The sequence below is a fragment of the Streptomyces kanasensis genome (assembly GCF_043077165.1).
Taxonomy (GTDB): Bacteria; Actinomycetota; Actinomycetes; order Streptomycetales; family Streptomycetaceae; genus Streptomyces; species Streptomyces changanensis.
Window position 1 is genome coordinate 494,129 of the sequence record NZ_JBIBSF010000003.1, and the last position, 16,480, is coordinate 510,608.

Genomic DNA, 16,480 nt, shown 5'->3' on the forward strand with positions numbered 1-16,480 from the left:
AACCCTGTGGATAACTGCGGTGGAGTGACGCGGAACGGGGCGGGATGGAGTCGTACGACGGGCAGCGGGAAAGCGCCGGGCACGCTGTCCACGGCGAAGGGCCAGGTCCGGCCGGGATGGCCGGTCTCTCCCTGCCCTACCAGGTGGCGGTGGCCGTCGCACTCGCGGTGATCGGCCTCGCCGCCTGCCTCCACGTGGCCGTGGTGTTCCTCCACGTCGCCCCGTCGAACACCCTGACCAAGGAGCACGGCGCGGCGGTCGACGCCTGGGTCATGCCGGAGTTCGAGCAGAACTGGAAGCTCTTCGCCCCCAATCCGCTCCAGCAGAACATCGCCGTGCACGTGCGCGCCGAGGTGGTGGGCGACGGGGGACGCCGGGTCACCCCGTGGATCGACCTGACCGGGGAGGACGGAGCGGCCATTCGGGGGAACCCGATCCCCAGCCACACGCAGCAGAACGAGCTGCGCCGCGCCTGGGACTTCTACGCCAACCAGCACGGCGACGACGGCCGCGGCAGCGGACTGCGTGCCGAGCTCTCCGAGCGCTACATCCGGCGCATCGCGATGGACCGTCTGGAGGACCACCGGCTGGGCGGACGGATCGAGCGGATACAGATACGCTCCTCCACCACCGGTGTCGGAGCTCCTCCGTGGAGCGACGAGAAGATCGACACGCGGCCCTTCCGCCGGGTCCTGCCCTGGTGGACCGTGACCGCCGCAGACCTGCCGGGCGGCGTCACCGGCGGCCGCGCGACGGAGGTGGCCCGGTGAACCCCAGCGCCTCCCAGCCCGCCGGCAGCCCCGACGAGCGGCCCGTACCGCTCCCGGCTCACCCGCCGGTCCCCGCGCCGCAGGACCCTTCCGCGCCCGTGGCCTCCTCCGCGCCCCGTGCGGACGGCGAGCGCTCCCCGCGCCCCCCGGTCCCCGCGCCGCACGGTCCGGCCGACGGCCCGCCGCCCGCGCCGCGCCGCGCCCCCGCGGCCGGGGCGCACCGCGAAGGAGCGGACCGCCGGCTCGCGCGGGCCATCCACAAGGTCACCGGCACGGTGATGGGCCCGCACCAGACGGCGGTCGTCCGCATCGGGTTCGCCGCGGCCTGGCTGCTGTTCCTCCTGCGTGAGTTCCCGCACCGCCACGAGCTGTACGGACCGCGGGGCCCGTGGAGCTGGGACATGGCGCGGCGGCTGATCGAGGACAACCACTCCTTCACCGTCCTGATGTGGTCGGACTCCGCGCTGTGGTTCGAGGCCGTCTACGCGGTCGCCGTGCTCTCCAGCCTGTTGCTCATGGTCGGCTGGCGCACCCGTGCGACGTCCGTCCTCTTCATGGTGGGCGTGCTCTCGCTGCAGAACCGCTCGGTCTTCATGGGCGACGGCGGTGACAACGTCATCCACCTGATGGCGCTCTACCTCGTCCTCACCCGCTGCGGGCGCGTGTGGTCGCTGGACGCCCGCAGGGCGGCCCGGAAGCCCGCTCCCCGGGTCGACCACACGGGGATGGCGCTGTGGACGCTCCTCGGGTTCGGCCTCGTGGCGGTCGTGCTCTTCCGCGACCGCAGCGGCGAACCGTGGCTGATGGCGCTGTTGTGGCTGCTGTGGCTGGCGCAGGGGGCGTGGTGGCTGGTGTGCCGCTTCGCGCCCGGCGAGCCGCGCACCCTGCTCGACGTCCTCGCGAACCTGCTGCACAACGCCACCCTCGCCGTGATCATGGCCGAGGTGTGTCTGATCTACGCGACGGCCGGCTGGTACAAGATCCAGGGATCGCGCTGGCAGGACGGCACCGCGCTGTACTACCCGCTCCAGCTCGACTACTTCACCCCCTGGCCGACCCTCTCGGACATCCTTGCGGGCAGCGGCGTGGTCGTCATGCTGATCACCTACGGCACGGTGATCGTGCAGGTGGCCTTCCCGTTCACGCTCTTCAACCGCCGCGTCAAGAACGTGCTGCTGGCGGTGATGATGATGGAGCACGCCGGGATCGCGCTCCTGCTGGGCCTGCCCTTCTTCTCACTCGCGATGATCGCGGCGGACGCCGTGTTCCTGCCGACGGTCTTCCTGCTGTGGCTGGAGCGGCGGGCCCGCACGGCGGGACGGCGGCTGCGCCCCGGCGGTGGGCCGCGGGCCGGGAAGCGGCCGGCGCCGGACGCGCCGGACACCCGTACCCTCGTCGGGTGAGCAGCGAGACCCCGACGGACATCCCCCTCCAGTACGACGACGGCTACGGCCCCGAGGTCGGGGTCGGGCCGCACCCCCGGCCGTGGCCGCAGGGCGAGCGGTACGACCCCGAGCTGCTCGCCGGGGGCGACCGGCGCAACGTCGCCGACCGGTACCGGTACTGGACGCGTGAGGCGATCGTCGCCGACCTGGACACCCGCCGGCACGACTTCCACGTGGCCGTCGAGAACTGGGGCCACGACTTCAACATCGGCTCGGTCGTCCGGACCGCCAACGCCTTCCTGGCGAAGGAGATCCACATCGTCGGACGGCGGCGCTGGAACCGGCGCGGCGCGATGGTCACCGACCGCTACCAGCACGTCCGCCACCACCCCGACACGGCGTCGCTGACGGCGTGGGCCGAGGCCGAGGGCCTGCCGATCATCGGCATCGACAACCTGCCGGGGGCGGTGCCCCTGGAGCGGACGGAGCTCCCCCGCCGCTGCGTGCTGCTGTTCGGACAGGAGGGGCCCGGCCTCACCGAGGAGGCGCGCCGGCACGCGCGGACGGTCTGCTCGATCGCCCAGTTCGGCTCGACCCGCTCGATCAACGCCGGCGCCGCCGCGGCGATCGCCATGCACGCCTGGATCCAGCGCTACGCGGAGATCACCGACGGCCCCGCGTGAGGCCGCCACCGGTCTGGGGAGACGGTCCGGGAGGCGCGGGCCGCCGAGGCGGGTCGTCGCGGCGTGCTCCGGCGTCCCGGGTGGCTCCGGTGGCGCGTGGTGGCTACGGCGTCCCGGGGACGGGCGGTCTCCCGGGCCGGCCGGCGTCAAGGAACAGGGCTCCGGGACGCCGGCCGGTGCGCAGGCCGGCAGAGGCCCGCGCGGGGTGGGTCACGCCGGGCGGCGGACCTCCACCACGCGGAAGCGGTTCGCCACGAAGGCGCTGTCGCACAGGGCGGCGTTGGCGGCCGGGTTGCCGCCGGAGCCGTGGAAGTCGGAGAACGCCGCGGTCTGGTTGACGTAGACGCCGCCCGTGAGGTTCAGCGACAGCTGCGCCGACTCCTCCAGGCACACCTCCTCGACCGCCCGCTCCACCTCCGGCGAGGTCGTGTACGCCCCGACCGTCATGGCGCCCTTCTCGCGGACGGTGCGGCGCAGCAGCTCCAGCGCGTCGCCGGTCGAGTCCACCGACACGGCGAACGAGACCGGGCCGAAGCACTCCGACATGTAGGCGGCCTCCGCGTCGGGCTTGGACCCGTCGAGCTTCACCACGAGCGGCGTGCGGACCACGGCGTCGGGGAAGTCCGGGTGGGAGACCTCGCGGGAGGCCAGCGCCACCTCGCCGAGTCCGGCGGCCGCCTCCAGGCGGGCCTTCACGTCGGGGTTGACCAGTGCGCCCAGCAGGCCGTTCGCCCGGGCGTCGTCGCCGAGCAGGCCGTCCATCGCGGCCGCGAGGTCCGTGACGACCTCGTCGTACGTCTTGTGGCCGGCGTCGGTGGCGATGCCGTCGCGGGGGATCAGGAGGTTCTGCGGGGTGGTGCACATCTGGCCGCTGTACAGGGAGAGCGAGAAGGCGAGGTTGGCCAGCATGCCGCGGTAGTCGTCGGTGGAGTCGACGACGACGGTGTTGACGCCGGCCTTCTCCGTGTACACCTGGGCCTGGCGGGCGTTCTCCTCCAGCCAGTCGCCGAACGACGTGGAGCCGGTGTAGTCGATGATCCGGATCTCCGGGCGGACGGCCAGGGTCTTGGCGATGCCCTCGCCGGGGCGCTCGGCGGCCAGGGCCACCAGGTTGGGGTCGAAGCCCGCCTCGGCCAGCACCTCGCGGGCGATCCGCACCGTCAGGGCGAGCGGCAGCACCGCGCGCGGGTGCGGCTTGACCAGGACGGCGTTGCCCGTGGCGAGGGAGGCGAAGAGGCCGGGGTAGCCGTTCCACGTGGGGAAGGTGTTGCAGCCGATCATGAGGGCGATGCCCCGGGCGACCGGTGTGAACGCCTTGCGCAGCTGCAGCGGGTCCCGCTTGCCCTGCGGCTTGGACCACTCGGCGTCGCGCGGCGTGCGGCTCTGCTCCGCGTACGCGTAGGCCACCGCCTCCAGGCCGCGGTCCTGGGCGTGCGGGCCGCCCGCCTGGAACGCCATCATGAACGCCTGCCCGCTGGTGTGCATCACGGCGTGCGCGAACTCGTGCGTCCGGGCGCTGATCCGCGCGAGGACCTCCAGGCACACCAGGGCGCGCGTCTCCGGGCCCGCCTCCCGCCAGGCGCCCATGCCGGCGCGCATCGCGGGCAGCAGGACGTCCACGTCGGCGTGCGGGTACTCGACGCCCAGCTCCGGGCCGTACGGGGAGACCTCCCCGCCCGTCCAGCCGTCCGTGCCCGGCTGGTCCAGCTCGAAGCGGGACCCCAACGTGGCGCGGTGGGCGGCGAGGCCGTCGGCGGCGCTCAGCGAGCCGTTCTCCCCGTAGGCCTTGGGGTGCTCCGGGTGCGGTGACCAGTAGGCACGCGTCCGGATCGCCTCCAGCGCCTGGTCGAGTGTGGGCCGGTGCCTCTCGGCCAGGTGGGCGGGGGACAGCTGCGCGGCGGCCATGGCGGACCAACTCCTCGGTGAGCTGGGCGGGAACAGGCGGACACAGCTAGAGTAACCGAACGATCGGTCGGGACAAGGGGGTCTCTCGGACCTGTGGACAACGCATCGGGGAGGATCACTGGTATGACCGACACAGAGGCCACCACCCGGGCGGCCGGGAGCGCCGTCGAGCGTGACCGGACCGTCGCCGTCGTCGGCGCCGGCACCATGGGCCAGGGCATCGCGCAGGTCGCGCTGGTCGCCGGCCACCCCGTCCGCCTGTACGACGCCGCCCCCGGCCGGGCCGCGCAGGCCGCCGAGGCCGTCGTCGGGCGGCTGGACCGGCTGGTCGCGAAGGGCAAGCTGGCCCAAGAGGAGCGGGACGCCGCCGCCGCGCGGCTGACGCCCGCCGGCAGCCTCGCCGAGCTGGCCGGCGCGGCACTCGTCGTCGAGGCGATCGTGGAGAGCCTCCCCGTCAAACAGGAGCTCTTCGCCGCCCTGGAGGAGACCGTCGACGAGGGTTGCCTGCTCGCCACCAACACCTCCTCCCTGTCGGTCACCGCCATCGCCGGCGCGCTGCGCCTCCCCGGCCGCTTCGTCGGCATGCACTTCTTCAACCCGGCGCCGCTGCTGCCGCTCGTGGAGGTCGTCAGCGGCTTCGCCACCGACATCACCTCCGCCACGCGCGCGTACGAAACGGCCCGCGCCTGGGGCAAGACCCCCGTGGCCTGTGCCGACACCCCCGGTTTCCTCGTCAACCGAATCGCCCGCCCGTTCTACGCGGAGGCGTTCGCCGTCCACGAGGAGCAGGCCGCCGACCCCGCCACCATCGACGCCGTGCTGCGCGAGTCGGGCGGCTTCCGCATGGGCGCCTTCGAGCTGACCGACCTCATCGGCCACGACGTGAACGAGGCCGTCACCCGGTCCGTCTGGGAGGCGTTCTTCCAGGACCCGCGGTTCCGGCCGTCGCTCGCGCAGCGCCGCCTCGTCGAGGCCGGGATGCTGGGCCGCAAGACGGGCCGCGGCTGGTACACGTACGACGACGGGGGCGCGCACCACCCCGAGCCGCACACCGCCGAGGCCGCGCCGCCGCCCGAGCACCTCGTCGTCGAAGGCGACCTCGAACCGCACGGCGAGCTGCTGGAGATGATCCGCGAGTCCGGCATACCCCTCCGCGAGGAGGACGAGGACAAGGGCACCCGGCTGGTGCTGCCCACCGGTGGCCAGCTGGTCGCGGCCGACGGCCAGACGTCCGTGGAGTTCCGCGACGTCGTCTACTTCGACCTCGCCCTCGACTACCGCACGGCGACCCGCGTCGCCCTGGCCGCCGGTCCGGACACGTCCCCCGAGACCCTCGGGCAGGCCGTCGGGCTCTTCCAGGCGCTCGGCAAGAAGGTGAGCGTCATCGCCGACGTGCCCGGGATGATCGTCGCCCGCACGGTGGCACGGCTCATCGACCTGGCCCACGAGGCCGTGGCCAAGGGTGTCGCCACCGAGGAGGACGTCGACACCGCCATGAGGCTCGGCGTGAACTACCCCCTCGGCCCGATCGAGTGGAGCCGCAGGCTCGGCAGGAACTGGGCCTACGACATCCTGGACGAGATCCACCAGCGCGACCCGTCGGGGCGGTGCGCGCCCTCCCTGGCCCTCTTCCGCCACTCCTACGCCGACGACAAGCCGGAGACCGGACGATGACCACCGCCAGGCGGGACACGTACACGCCCGAGACGCTGCTCTCCGTCGCCGTCCGGGTGTTCAACGAGCGCGGCTACGACGGCACGTCCATGGAGCACCTCTCCAAGGCGGCCGGCATCTCGAAGTCCTCGATCTACCACCACGTGACGGGCAAGGAGGAGCTGTTGCGGCGGGCGGTCAGCCGCGCCCTGGACGGCCTCTTCGCCGTCCTCGACGAGGAGCCCGCCACGCGCGGGCGGGCCGTGGAGCGGGTCGAGTACGTCACGCGGCGCACCGTCGAGGTGCTCATGGACGAGCTGCCCTACGTGACGCTCCTGCTGCGCGTGCGCGGCAACACGCGGACCGAGCGCTGGGCGCTGGAGCGGCGCCGCGAGTTCGACCACCGCGTCGCCGACCTGATGAAGGCGGCGGCGGGCGAGGGGGACCTGCGGTCCGACGTGGACATAAAGACCGCGACGAGGCTCCTCTTCGGCATGGTCAACTCCATGGTTGAGTGGTACCGGCCGCAGCCGGGCGACGGCGCCGACCGCCAGCAGGTCACGGACACGGTGGTCCGGCTCGCCTTCGACGGCCTGCGCACCGGGCACTGAGCCCGCGCGGATCTCCGCCGGCGCAGGCACCCCGGCGTGAGCTCCCGCTCCCGAAGCGGCCGTCCCGGCGTGAGCTCCCGCTCCCGACGCGGCCGTCCCGGGCGTGAGCTCCTGGGCTCCTGACGCGGACCCCGTCGGATCCCCCCGCCTCCGGGTGAACCCCGCCGCGAGCCCCCGCGAGCCCGGCGGGGCTCGCCGCGGCCGGGTCGCTACGCCTCGTCGACCGCGAGCCTGCGGTTGAGGTCCGTCTCCTCGAACACCAGCAGCGTCCGGGTCGACAGCACCTCCGGGATGGCCTGGAGCTTGGTCAGGACCAGCTCCCGCAGGGTGCGGTTGTCCGGCGTGTGGACCAGCAGCAGGACATCGAAATCGCCGCTGACCAGGGCGATGTGCGCGGCACCCGGCAATGCCTGGAGCTGTTCGCGGACCGTGCGCCAGGAGTTCTGCACGATCTTCAGGGTGATGTAGGCGGACGCGCCCTGGCCCGCGCGCTCGTGGTTGACGCGCGCGCTGAAGCCGCGGATCACACCGTCGTCGATGAGCCGGTTGATTCGCGCGTAGGCGTTCGCGCGCGACACGTGGACCCGTTCGGCGACCGACCGTATCGAGGCGCGGCCATCCGTTTGGAGGATCCGCAGGATGTCCCGGTCGATGGCGTCGAGGGGGCGCGGCGGAGGCGCCGCCTGGTCGTCGGGAACGCCCTGCTCCCGGCCCTCGGCCATTTGTTCAGCTGCCATGTCCCCCCGCCTTCCTCTCGTGGACGACCTGCCCCTATCCCAGGCTGTGCAAAACCGTTTGTCCACAGGCTGAGGGCGCCTGTAGCCAAATTGGATCCTCGACCGAACAATCGGTAGGTGAGGCGCGCCACATCCGCGCCGCCCCCGGGTGTTATGCCCACTCCCACGAGGAGGTGCTGTCATGACGGTCCAAGAGCTGCCCGGCGCGGCCTCTTACCGGCTCGCCCCGCCACCGGCGTGGAAGCCGCGCACGGATCCGGCGCCGCTGCTCCCGGACCCCGAGCCCTTCCGGGTGCTCGGCACGGACGCCGCCGCCGGATTCGCCCCCGCGGTGCTGCGCCGGCTCTACGCCGAGCTCGTACGCGGCCGCCGGTACAACGCGCAGGCGACCGCCCTCACCAAGCAGGGCCGTCTGGCGGTGTACCCCTCCAGCACCGGGCAGGAAGCCTGCGAGGTGGCCGCCGCGCTCGTCCTGGAGGAGCAGGACTGGCTCTTCCCGTCCTACCGGGACACCCTCGCCGCCGTGGCGCGCGGCCTCGACCCCGTCGAGGCACTGACCCTGCTGCGGGGCGACTGGCACACCGGGTACGACCCGCGCGAGCACCGCATCGCCCCCCTGTGCACCCCGCTCGCCACGCAGCTGCCCCATGCCGTGGGCCTGGCGCACGCCGCCCGCCTCAAGGGCGACGACGTCGTGGCCCTGGCCATGGTCGGCGACGGCGGCACCAGCGAGGGTGACTTCCACGAGGCGCTGAACTTCGCGGCGGTCTGGCAGGCACCGGTCGTCTTCCTCGTGCAGAACAACGGCTTCGCCATCTCCGTGCCGCTCGCGAAGCAGACCGCGGCCCCGTCCCTCGCGCACAAGGCCGTCGGCTACGGAATGCCGGGCCGGCTCGTCGACGGGAACGACGCCGCCGCCGTGCACCAGGTGCTCTCCGAAGCGGTGGCGCGGGCCCGGCGCGGTGGTGGCCCGACGCTCGTCGAGGCCGTGACGTACCGCGTCGAGGCCCACACCAACGCCGACGACGCGACGCGGTACCGCGGTGACGGCGAGGTCGAGGCCTGGCGGCAGCACGACCCGATCAAGCTGCTGGAGCGGGAGCTGACGGAGCGTGGACTGATCGACGAGGACGGCGTACGGGAAGCGGCCGAGCAGGCCGAGGCCATGGCGGCCCGGCTGCGCGAGCGGATGAACGCCGACGCCGTTCTCGACCCCATGGACCTGTTCACCCACGTCTACGCGGAGCAGACCGCGCAGCTGCGGGAGCAGGCGGCGCAGCTGCGGGCCGAGCTGGACGCCGAAGCGGAAGGTGACGAGCGATGACCACCGTGGCCACCAAGCCCGCCACCGCGGCGAAGCCTGCGACCATGGCGCAGGCCCTCCAGAGGGCCATGCGCGACGCGATGGCCGAGGACCCGACCGTGCACGTCATGGGCGAGGACGTCGGCACCCTCGGCGGTGTCTTCCGGGTCACCGACGGACTCGCCAAGGAGTTCGGCGACGACCGGTGCACCGACACGCCGCTCGCCGAGGCCGGCATCCTCGGCACGGCCGTCGGCATGGCGATGTACGGGCTGCGGCCGGTCGTCGAGATGCAGTTCGACGCCTTCGCGTACCCCGCCTTCGAGCAGATGGTCAGCCACGTCTCGCGCATGCGGAACCGGACGCGCGGCGCCATGCCGATGCCGCTCGTGGTCCGCGTGCCGTACGGCGGCGGCATCGGCGGCGTCGAGCACCACAGTGACTCGTCCGAGGCGTACTACATGGCGACTCCGGGGCTCCATGTCGTCACGCCCGCGACGGTCGCCGACGCCTACGGGCTGCTCCGCGCGGCCATCGCCTCCGACGACCCGGTCGTGTTCCTGGAGCCGAAGCGGCTCTACTGGTCCAAGTCGGACTGGTCCCCCGACGCCCCCACCGCCGTCGAGCCCATCGGGCGGGCCGTGGTGCGGCGCACCGGCCGCAGCGCCACCCTGATCACCTACGGCCCCTCGCTGCCGGTCTGCATGGAGACGGCGGAGGCGGCGCGGGCCGAGGGCTGGGACCTGGAGGTCGTCGACCTGCGCTCCCTGGTGCCGTTCGACGACGAGACGGTCTGCGCGTCGGTCCGGCGCACCGGGCGCGCGGTCGTCGTCCACGAGTCGACCGGCTTCGCCGGGCCGGGCGCGGAGATCGCCGCGCGCGTCACCGAGCGGTGCTTCCACCACCTGGAGGCACCGGTGCTGCGGGTGGCCGGTTTCGACATCCCGTACCCACCGCCGATGCTGGAGCGGCACCACCTGCCCGGTGTCGATCGGATCCTGGACGCCGTCGCGCGGCTCCAGTGGGAGGCGGGGAGCTGATGGCCCGGGTCCTGGAGTTCAAGCTGCCCGACCTCGGCGAGGGGCTCACCGAGGCCGAGATCGTGCGGTGGCTCGTCGCCGTCGGGGACGTCGTCGCCATCGACCAGCCGGTCGTGGAGGTCGAGACGGCCAAGGCGATGGTCGAGGTGCCGTGCCCCTACGGCGGTGTGGTCACCGCCCGTTACGGCGAGGAGGGCGAGGAACTGCCGGTCGGCGCACCGCTGCTCACCGTCGCCGTCGGCGCGCCGGACGACGGCGTGGCGGACGACGGCGCGCCGGTCGCCGGTGTGCCGGCGGACGCCACCGGCGGCTCCAAGCCGGCCGCGCCCGCCCCGGAGCCCGGCTCCTCCGGCGCCGCCCCCGCGGGCGGCGCGGAGGAGGGCTCGGGGAACGTGCTGGTCGGGTACGGGACGAGCGCGGCCGCCGCCCGGCGCCGCCGCGTCCGTCCCGCGGCACCCGTCGGTGCGGCGGCACCGGTGCCGTCCGCCTCCGCCGTCCCCGCCGCTGCGGCGGCGCCCGGAGCGGTGACCGGCGCCCCGGCCGCATCCACGGCTTCGGCAGCCGAGGCCGTGCGCGCCGTGTCGGTACCGGTCGACGGTCCGGCCGGGTCTTCCGCGCCCGCCGCTCCGCTGGACGGGCCGGTCCCGGTGATCTCGCCGCTCGTGCGGAAGCTCGCCCGGGAGCGTGGTCTCGACCTGCGGCAGTTGCGCGGCTCCGGGCCGGACGGGTTGATCCTGCGCGTGGACGTCGAGCGGGCGTCCATCGCCCCGGCGCCCTCCCCCGAGCCCCCGCACACCGCCTCCGGACCCACCGTGTCCGGGCACACCGCGCCGACGCACACCGCCCCGGGATCCGGGCCGGGGGCCGAGGAGCGGGTGCCGTTGCGCGGGGTGCGCGGCGCCGTCGCGGACAAGCTGTCCCGCAGCCGCCGGGAGATCCCCGACGCGACCTGCTGGGTCGACGCGGACGCCACCGAGCTCATGGCGGCCAGGGCCGCGATGAACGCCGCCGGGGGGCCGAAGATCTCCCTGCTGGCGCTGCTGGCCCGCATCTGCACGGCCGCGCTCGCCCGGTACCCCGAGCTCAACTCCCGGGTCGACCAGGAGGCCCGCGAGATCGTGCGGCTCCCCGCGGTGCACCTGGGCTTCGCCGCCCAGACGGAGCGCGGCCTCGTCGTGCCCGTCGTCCGCGACGCGCACGGGCGGTCGGCCGAGTCACTGACCGCGGAGTTCGCCCGTCTCACCGAGGCCGCGCGGACTGGCTCCCTCTCCCCGGCGCAACTGACCGGCGGGACGTTCACGCTCAACAACTACGGCGTGTTCGGCGTCGACGGCTCCACGCCGATCATCAACCACCCCGAGGCGGCCATGCTCGGCGTCGGGCGCATCATCCCGAAGCCGTGGGTGCACCAGGGTGAGCTGGCCGTCCGTCAGGTGGTGCAGCTGTCGCTCACCTTCGACCACCGGGTGTGCGACGGCGGCACCGCGGGCGGCTTCCTGCGGTACGTCGCCGACTGCGTCGAGCAGCCGGCGGTCCTGCTGCGCACCCTGTAGCGGCACCCCGGCACCCCGGCACCTCGGCACCCCGGCACCCCGGCACCCTGAGCCCGGCCCTCCCCCCGGCCCCTTCCCGCAGGGCCGGGGGGAGGGGCCGGGGGCAGGCGACGAAGGGCCGGGGGCCGAGGGCCGGGGCCGGGGGCCGGGGCCGGGGGAAGCGCCGGCCGGGGCGGCGCCCATACTGGGGCGGTGACCCGATTCGACGCCGTCGTACTCGCCGGAGGCGCCGCCAGGCGACTCGGTGGCGCGGACAAGCCCGGGCTGAGCGTGGGCGGGCGCACCCTGCTCGACCGGGTGCTCGACGCCTGCCGCGACGCCGGCCGCACCGTCGTCGTGGGCGGCTGGCGACCCACCGCCCGCCCCGTCCTGTGGGCGCGGGAGGACCCGCCGGGAGGCGGACCGCTCGCCGCCCTCTCCGCCGGAGTGCGGCAGGTGGAGGCCGAGACGGTCGTCGTCCTCGGCGGCGACCTGCCGTTCCTGGACCGGACCGCCGTCCGCCGGCTCGTCGACACGCTCACGGCCGGATCGGCCGAAGCGGTGCTCGCGGTGGATGCCGACGACCGCGACCAGCCGCTCGTCGCCGCGTACAGCACCGAGCCGCTGCGTCGTGAGATCGCGCTCCTCGCCACCGAGCACGGCCCTCTCACCGGGTTGCCCCTGCGTCTGCTGACCGGGGAACTGGACCTCGCCCGGGTCCCCGCCCCGCCGCTCGCCGCCTTCGACTGCGACACCTGGGACGATCTCGCAGCGGCCCGGGCCCGCATCAGGGAGCATGGGAACGTGCTGGACGAATGGATCACCGCGGTCAAGGCCGAGCTCGGCGTCGAGCTGGACGTCGACACGGGACTGCTGCTGGACCTGGCCCGCGACGCCGCCCACGGGGTCGCCCGCCCAGCGGCCCCGCTCACCACGTTCCTCGTGGGATACGCGGCGGCCAAGGCGGAGGGCGACGGACCCGAGGCCGTCGCCGAGGCGGTCCGCAAGGCCGCCGCGCTCGCCGGCCGCTGGGCCGGGGAGGCCGGCCCCGCATGACCGGCCCCGACGTCGACGGCGTCGACGAAGCACTGGCCCTGGTCGGCACGGCACCCGCCCGGCCCGCGGCCCCCGGCCCCCGCGGGGCGGGGTGGGCCCGCGCCCGGGAGGTGGCCGCCCGTCAGGGCCGCGCCACTCCCGCCCGCGCCCGCCGCGTCCCCCTCGCCGACGCGCTAGGCGGGGTCCTCGCCGCGCCGCTCACCGCGCTGACCGACCTCCCGCCGTTCGACACCTCCGCCATGGACGGCTGGGCGGTCGGGGGCCCAGGCCCCTGGGAGATCCGGTCGGGCGACTCCGTCCTCGCCGGACACGGGGAGGCCCCCGCGCTGGCCGACGGCACGGCGGTGCGGATCGCCACCGGCGCCCGCGTACCGACCGGCACCACCGCCGTCATCCGCTCCGAGCACGCCCGCACCGGACCCGACCGCGAGCGCGCCCGCACGGGGGAGGGCGGCGGCCACCTGTACGCGCGCGGGGACGTCCTGCCCGGGCAGGACATCCGGCCGCGCGCCCAGGAGTGCCGCACCGGTGACGAACTGCTCGCCGCCGGCACCGCCGTCACCCCCGCCGTCCTCGGCCTGGCGGCGGCCGCCGGGTACGACGAACTGCTCACCGTGGAGCGTCCGCGCGTGGAGGTGCTGGTCCTCGGCGACGAACTCCTCACCTCCGGCGTCCCGCACGACGGGCTCGTCCGGGACGCCCTCGGGCCGATGCTCGCCCCCTGGCTGCGTGCCCTCGGCGCCGACGTCGTGGCCGTCCGGCGGATCGGGGACGACGCCGAGGCGCTGCGCGCCGCCGTCACCGGAGCCGACGCGGACCTCGTCGTCACGACGGGCGGCACCGCGGCCGGGCCGGTCGACCACGTCCACCCCGTCCTCGCGGCGGTCGGCGCGGAGCTGCTGGTGGACGGCGTGGGCGTACGGCCGGGGCACCCGATGCTGCTGGCCCGCCTCACCGGTCCCGGCTCGCCCCGGTACGTCGTCGGGCTGCCCGGCAACCCGCTGGCCGCCGTCTCCGGGCTGCTCACCCTCGCCGAACCGCTGCTGCGCGGCCTGGCCGGGCACCCCGCCCCGGAGCCGTGCCGCGTCCCCCTCCGCGACGCGGTGCAGGGCCACCCGCGCGACACCCGGCTCGTACCGGTCGTCCACCGCGCGGGCCGGGTCGTCCCGCTGCACTACGCCGGGCCGGCCATGCTCCGCGGGCTCGCCGCGGCCGACGGGCTCGCCGTCATCCCGCCGGGTGGGGCCGGCCCGGAGGACGACGTGGAAATCCTGGCGCTGCCGTGGACGGCCGCCGCGTCCGTGCCGACACCTGTCCAGGGAGGGTGTTTCACGTGAAACTTCCCAGTCAGCAGCCGACGGACGCGCCGGAGGACGACATCCTGGGCACCGGCCGGGTGCGGCTCCCCCGGCCGATGGTCGAGCACCCGCTGCGGCAGGTGGGCCAGCGCCTGGCCCTTGCCTTCCTCGTCCTGGCCATCACCGTGGCGATCGTGGTGATCGACCGGGAGGGCTACAAGGACAACATCGACGGGAGCGTCAGCTTTCTCGACGCGGCCTACTACGCGACGGTGACCCTCTCCACCACCGGGTACGGCGACATCGTGCCGGCCAGTGACGCGGCCCGGCTGGTCAACATCCTGGTCGTGACGCCCCTGCGCGTCCTGTTCCTGATCATCCTGGTCGGCACCACCCTGGAGGTGCTGGCGGAGCGCACCCGCGAGGAGTGGCGCCAGAAGCGTTGGAGGTCCACCTTGCGTGACCACACCGTCGTCGTCGGCTTCGGGACGAAGGGCCGTTCCGCGCTGGCGACGCTCATGGCCACGGGCCTGAAGAAGGAACAGGTCGTGGTGGTCGACCCGAGCAGCAAGGTCATCGACGTGGTGAACGCCGACGGCCTGACCGGCGTGGTGGGCGACGGCACCCGCAGTGACGTGCTGCTGCGCGCCGAGGCCCAGCGGGCCCGACAGATCATCATCGCCACGCAGCGGGACGACACCGCGGTACTCGTCACCCTCACGGCCCGGCAGCTCAACAAGGGCGCCAAGATCGTCGCGGCGGTGCGCGAGGAGGAGAACTCGCCGCTGCTGCGCCAGTCCGGCGCGGACGCCGTCATCACCAGTGCGAGCGCGGCGGGACGGCTGCTCGGCCTCTCCGTGCTGAGCCCCAGCGCCGGCGCGGTGCTGGAGGACCTGATCCACCAGGGCTCGGGGCTCGACCTCGTGGAGCGCCCCGTCACGAAGGCCGAGGCCGGGCAGGACGTCCGTGACACCTCCGACCTCGTGGTGAGCGTGCTGCGCGGTCACCGGCTGATCGGCTACGACGACCCCGAGGCGAGCCCGCTGCAGCTGACCGACCGGGTCATCACCATCGTGCGCCGCGCGCGGGGCGCGGTGCGGACGACGGCGAAGCCCTCCAGCTGGAACGGCGCGGCGAACGGCCCCGGCCGGGAGTAGCGCGCGGCGGCCACCGGTTCGGCGGGCTCCGCACCCGCGTGCGGGATGCGGAGTAGCCTCGCGCGCATGCATGCGATCACGATTCCCGAACCCGGTGGCCCCGAGGCGCTCGTCTGGTCCGAGGTGCCCGATCCCGTGCCCGGCGAGGGCGAGGTCCTCGTCGACGTCGCGGCCGGCGCCGTCAACCGTGCCGACCTGCTGCAGCGTCAGGGCTTCTACGACCCCCCGCCGGGGGCCTCCCCCTACCCCGGCCTCGAATGCTCCGGCCGCGTCGCCGCGATCGGCTCCGGCGTCTCCGGTTGGAACGTCGGCGACGAGGTGTGCGCCCTGCTGTCGGGCGGCGGGTACGCGGAGAAGGTGGCCGTCCCGGCCGGTCAGCTGCTGCCGCTCCCCAAGGGCGTCGACCTCGTCACGGCGGCGGCGCTGCCGGAGGTCACCGCCACGGTCTGGTCGAACGTCTTCATGGTGGCCCACCTCCGGCCGGGGGAGACCCTGCTCGTCCACGGCGGCGCCAGCGGCATCGGCACCATGGCGATCCAGCTCGGCAAGGCCGTCGGCGCGCGCGTCGCGGTGACGGCGGGCAGCCCGGAGAAGCTCGAACGGTGCGCGGAGCTGGGCGCCGACATCCTCATCGACTACCGGCGCCAGGACTTCGTCGAGGAGCTGCGCGCCGCGACGGACGGGGCCGGGGCGGACGTCATCCTCGACATCATGGGCGCCAAGTACCTCGGGCCGAACGTGCGGGCGCTCGCGGTCAACGGCCGCCTGGCCGTCATCGGCCTCCAGGGCGGGGTCAAGGGCGAGCTGAACCTCGGCGCGCTGCTCGACAAGCGGGCGGCGGTGACGGCGACCTCGCTGCGCAAGCGGCCGCCGGCCGAGAAGGCGGCGATCATCGCCGCCGTACGGGAGCACGTCTGGCCGCTGGTCGAGGCGGGCACCGTCCGCCCGGTCGTGGACCGGATCTTCCCGATGGCGGAGGCGCCCGAGGCGCACCGGACGCTGGAGGAGAGCACGCACGTCGGCAAGGTGCTGCTCACCACCGGCACGGCCGCCTGACGGACGCGGAACGGCCCGGCCCGGCCGGCGGACAGCCGGACACCGGTCGGACAGCCGACAGTCGGGGCGGACGGCCGGACCCCGGCCCGGGAAACGGCCGGACACCGGTCGGACAACCGACAGTCGGACGGCCGACCGCCGGACACCCGCCCCGCACCGCGGACGGGCCCGCCCCCCGGGGGGGGCGGGGCCGCCCCCGGGGCGGCCGGGGGGGGGGCCCCCCCCCCCGGGGGGCCCGGACCGGGCCCCCCCCCCCCCCCCGCCCGGGCCCCGGGGCCGGGGCGGGGGGGAGGC

14 protein-coding genes are annotated in these 16,480 nt (G+C 74.6%); 12 read left to right on the top strand and 2 right to left on the bottom strand.

Annotated features, from left to right (window positions below):
* Positions 1–116: 116 nt before the first annotated feature.
* From ACF053_RS11095 to ACF053_RS11105, 3 genes are read left to right on the top strand one after another with little or no spacing between them, the layout of a single operon-like run.
* Positions 117–770 carry a DUF5819 family protein gene (locus tag ACF053_RS11095; protein ID WP_391953590.1) on the top strand — a complete coding sequence of 218 codons (654 nt, stop codon included), beginning with the start codon at positions 117–119 and terminating at the stop codon, positions 768–770.
* On the top strand, positions 767–2,173 hold the full coding sequence (locus tag ACF053_RS11100; protein ID WP_391953591.1) for an HTTM domain-containing protein: 1,407 nt from the start codon (positions 767–769) through the stop codon (positions 2,171–2,173). Before ACF053_RS11095 ends, ACF053_RS11100 begins: the two co-directional genes overlap by 4 nt.
* Positions 2,170–2,838, top strand: a complete 669-nt coding sequence (locus ACF053_RS11105) for a TrmH family RNA methyltransferase (protein ID WP_391953592.1) — start codon at positions 2,170–2,172, stop codon at positions 2,836–2,838. The genes ACF053_RS11100 and ACF053_RS11105 overlap by 4 nt, the downstream gene beginning before the upstream one ends.
* Positions 2,839–3,048: 210 nt before the next feature.
* Here the strand turns inward: ACF053_RS11105 and paaN are convergent, their stop codons facing one another.
* Entirely contained in the window at positions 3,049–4,743 is a 1,695-nt protein-coding gene (paaN, locus tag ACF053_RS11110; protein ID WP_391953593.1) for a phenylacetic acid degradation protein PaaN, read from the bottom strand.
* Between the two features lie 123 nt (positions 4,744–4,866).
* On the opposite strand from paaN, the gene ACF053_RS11115 reads away from it, so the two are divergent.
* Positions 4,867–6,417 (top strand): 3-hydroxyacyl-CoA dehydrogenase, encoded by a 1,551-nt coding sequence (locus tag ACF053_RS11115; protein WP_391953594.1) that lies wholly within the window; start codon positions 4,867–4,869, stop codon positions 6,415–6,417.
* A complete protein-coding gene (locus tag ACF053_RS11120) occupies positions 6,414–7,007 on the top strand; it encodes a TetR/AcrR family transcriptional regulator (protein WP_058943871.1) in 594 nt (197 codons plus the stop codon). Before ACF053_RS11115 ends, ACF053_RS11120 begins: the two co-directional genes overlap by 4 nt.
* A 209-nt stretch (positions 7,008–7,216) precedes the next feature.
* Here the strand turns inward: ACF053_RS11120 and ACF053_RS11125 are convergent, their stop codons facing one another.
* Entirely contained in the window at positions 7,217–7,744 is a 528-nt protein-coding gene (locus ACF053_RS11125) for an Lrp/AsnC family transcriptional regulator (protein ID WP_198549421.1), read from the bottom strand.
* A 181-nt stretch (positions 7,745–7,925) separates the two neighbouring features.
* On the opposite strand from ACF053_RS11125, the gene pdhA reads away from it, so the two are divergent.
* The 7 genes from pdhA to ACF053_RS11160 all read left to right on the top strand — a co-directional run bounded on the left by pdhA (position 7,926) and on the right by ACF053_RS11160 (position 16,186).
* Positions 7,926–9,068: a pyruvate dehydrogenase (acetyl-transferring) E1 component subunit alpha gene (gene pdhA, locus ACF053_RS11130; protein WP_391953595.1), complete on the top strand. Its 1,143-nt coding sequence runs from the start codon at positions 7,926–7,928 to the stop codon at positions 9,066–9,068.
* Positions 9,065–10,087 (top strand): alpha-ketoacid dehydrogenase subunit beta, encoded by a 1,023-nt coding sequence (locus ACF053_RS11135; protein ID WP_391953596.1) that lies wholly within the window; start codon positions 9,065–9,067, stop codon positions 10,085–10,087. The genes pdhA and ACF053_RS11135 overlap by 4 nt, the downstream gene beginning before the upstream one ends.
* Positions 10,087–11,640, top strand: a complete 1,554-nt coding sequence (locus ACF053_RS11140; RefSeq protein ID WP_391953597.1) for a dihydrolipoamide acetyltransferase family protein — start codon at positions 10,087–10,089, stop codon at positions 11,638–11,640. The genes ACF053_RS11135 and ACF053_RS11140 overlap by 1 nt, the downstream gene beginning before the upstream one ends.
* A gap of 192 nt (positions 11,641–11,832) precedes the next feature.
* Positions 11,833–12,675, top strand: a complete 843-nt coding sequence (locus tag ACF053_RS11145) for an NTP transferase domain-containing protein (RefSeq protein ID WP_391953598.1) — start codon at positions 11,833–11,835, stop codon at positions 12,673–12,675.
* Positions 12,672–14,012, top strand: coding sequence for a molybdopterin molybdotransferase MoeA (locus tag ACF053_RS11150; RefSeq protein WP_391953599.1), 1,341 nt, complete (start codon positions 12,672–12,674; stop codon positions 14,010–14,012). Before ACF053_RS11145 ends, ACF053_RS11150 begins: the two co-directional genes overlap by 4 nt.
* Positions 14,009–15,130: a potassium channel family protein gene (locus tag ACF053_RS11155; RefSeq protein WP_391953600.1), complete on the top strand. Its 1,122-nt coding sequence runs from the start codon at positions 14,009–14,011 to the stop codon at positions 15,128–15,130. The genes ACF053_RS11150 and ACF053_RS11155 overlap by 4 nt, the downstream gene beginning before the upstream one ends.
* Before the next feature lie 66 nt (positions 15,131–15,196).
* On the top strand, positions 15,197–16,186 hold the full coding sequence (locus ACF053_RS11160) for an NAD(P)H-quinone oxidoreductase (RefSeq protein WP_391953601.1): 990 nt from the start codon (positions 15,197–15,199) through the stop codon (positions 16,184–16,186).
* Positions 16,187–16,480 lie beyond the last annotated feature (294 nt).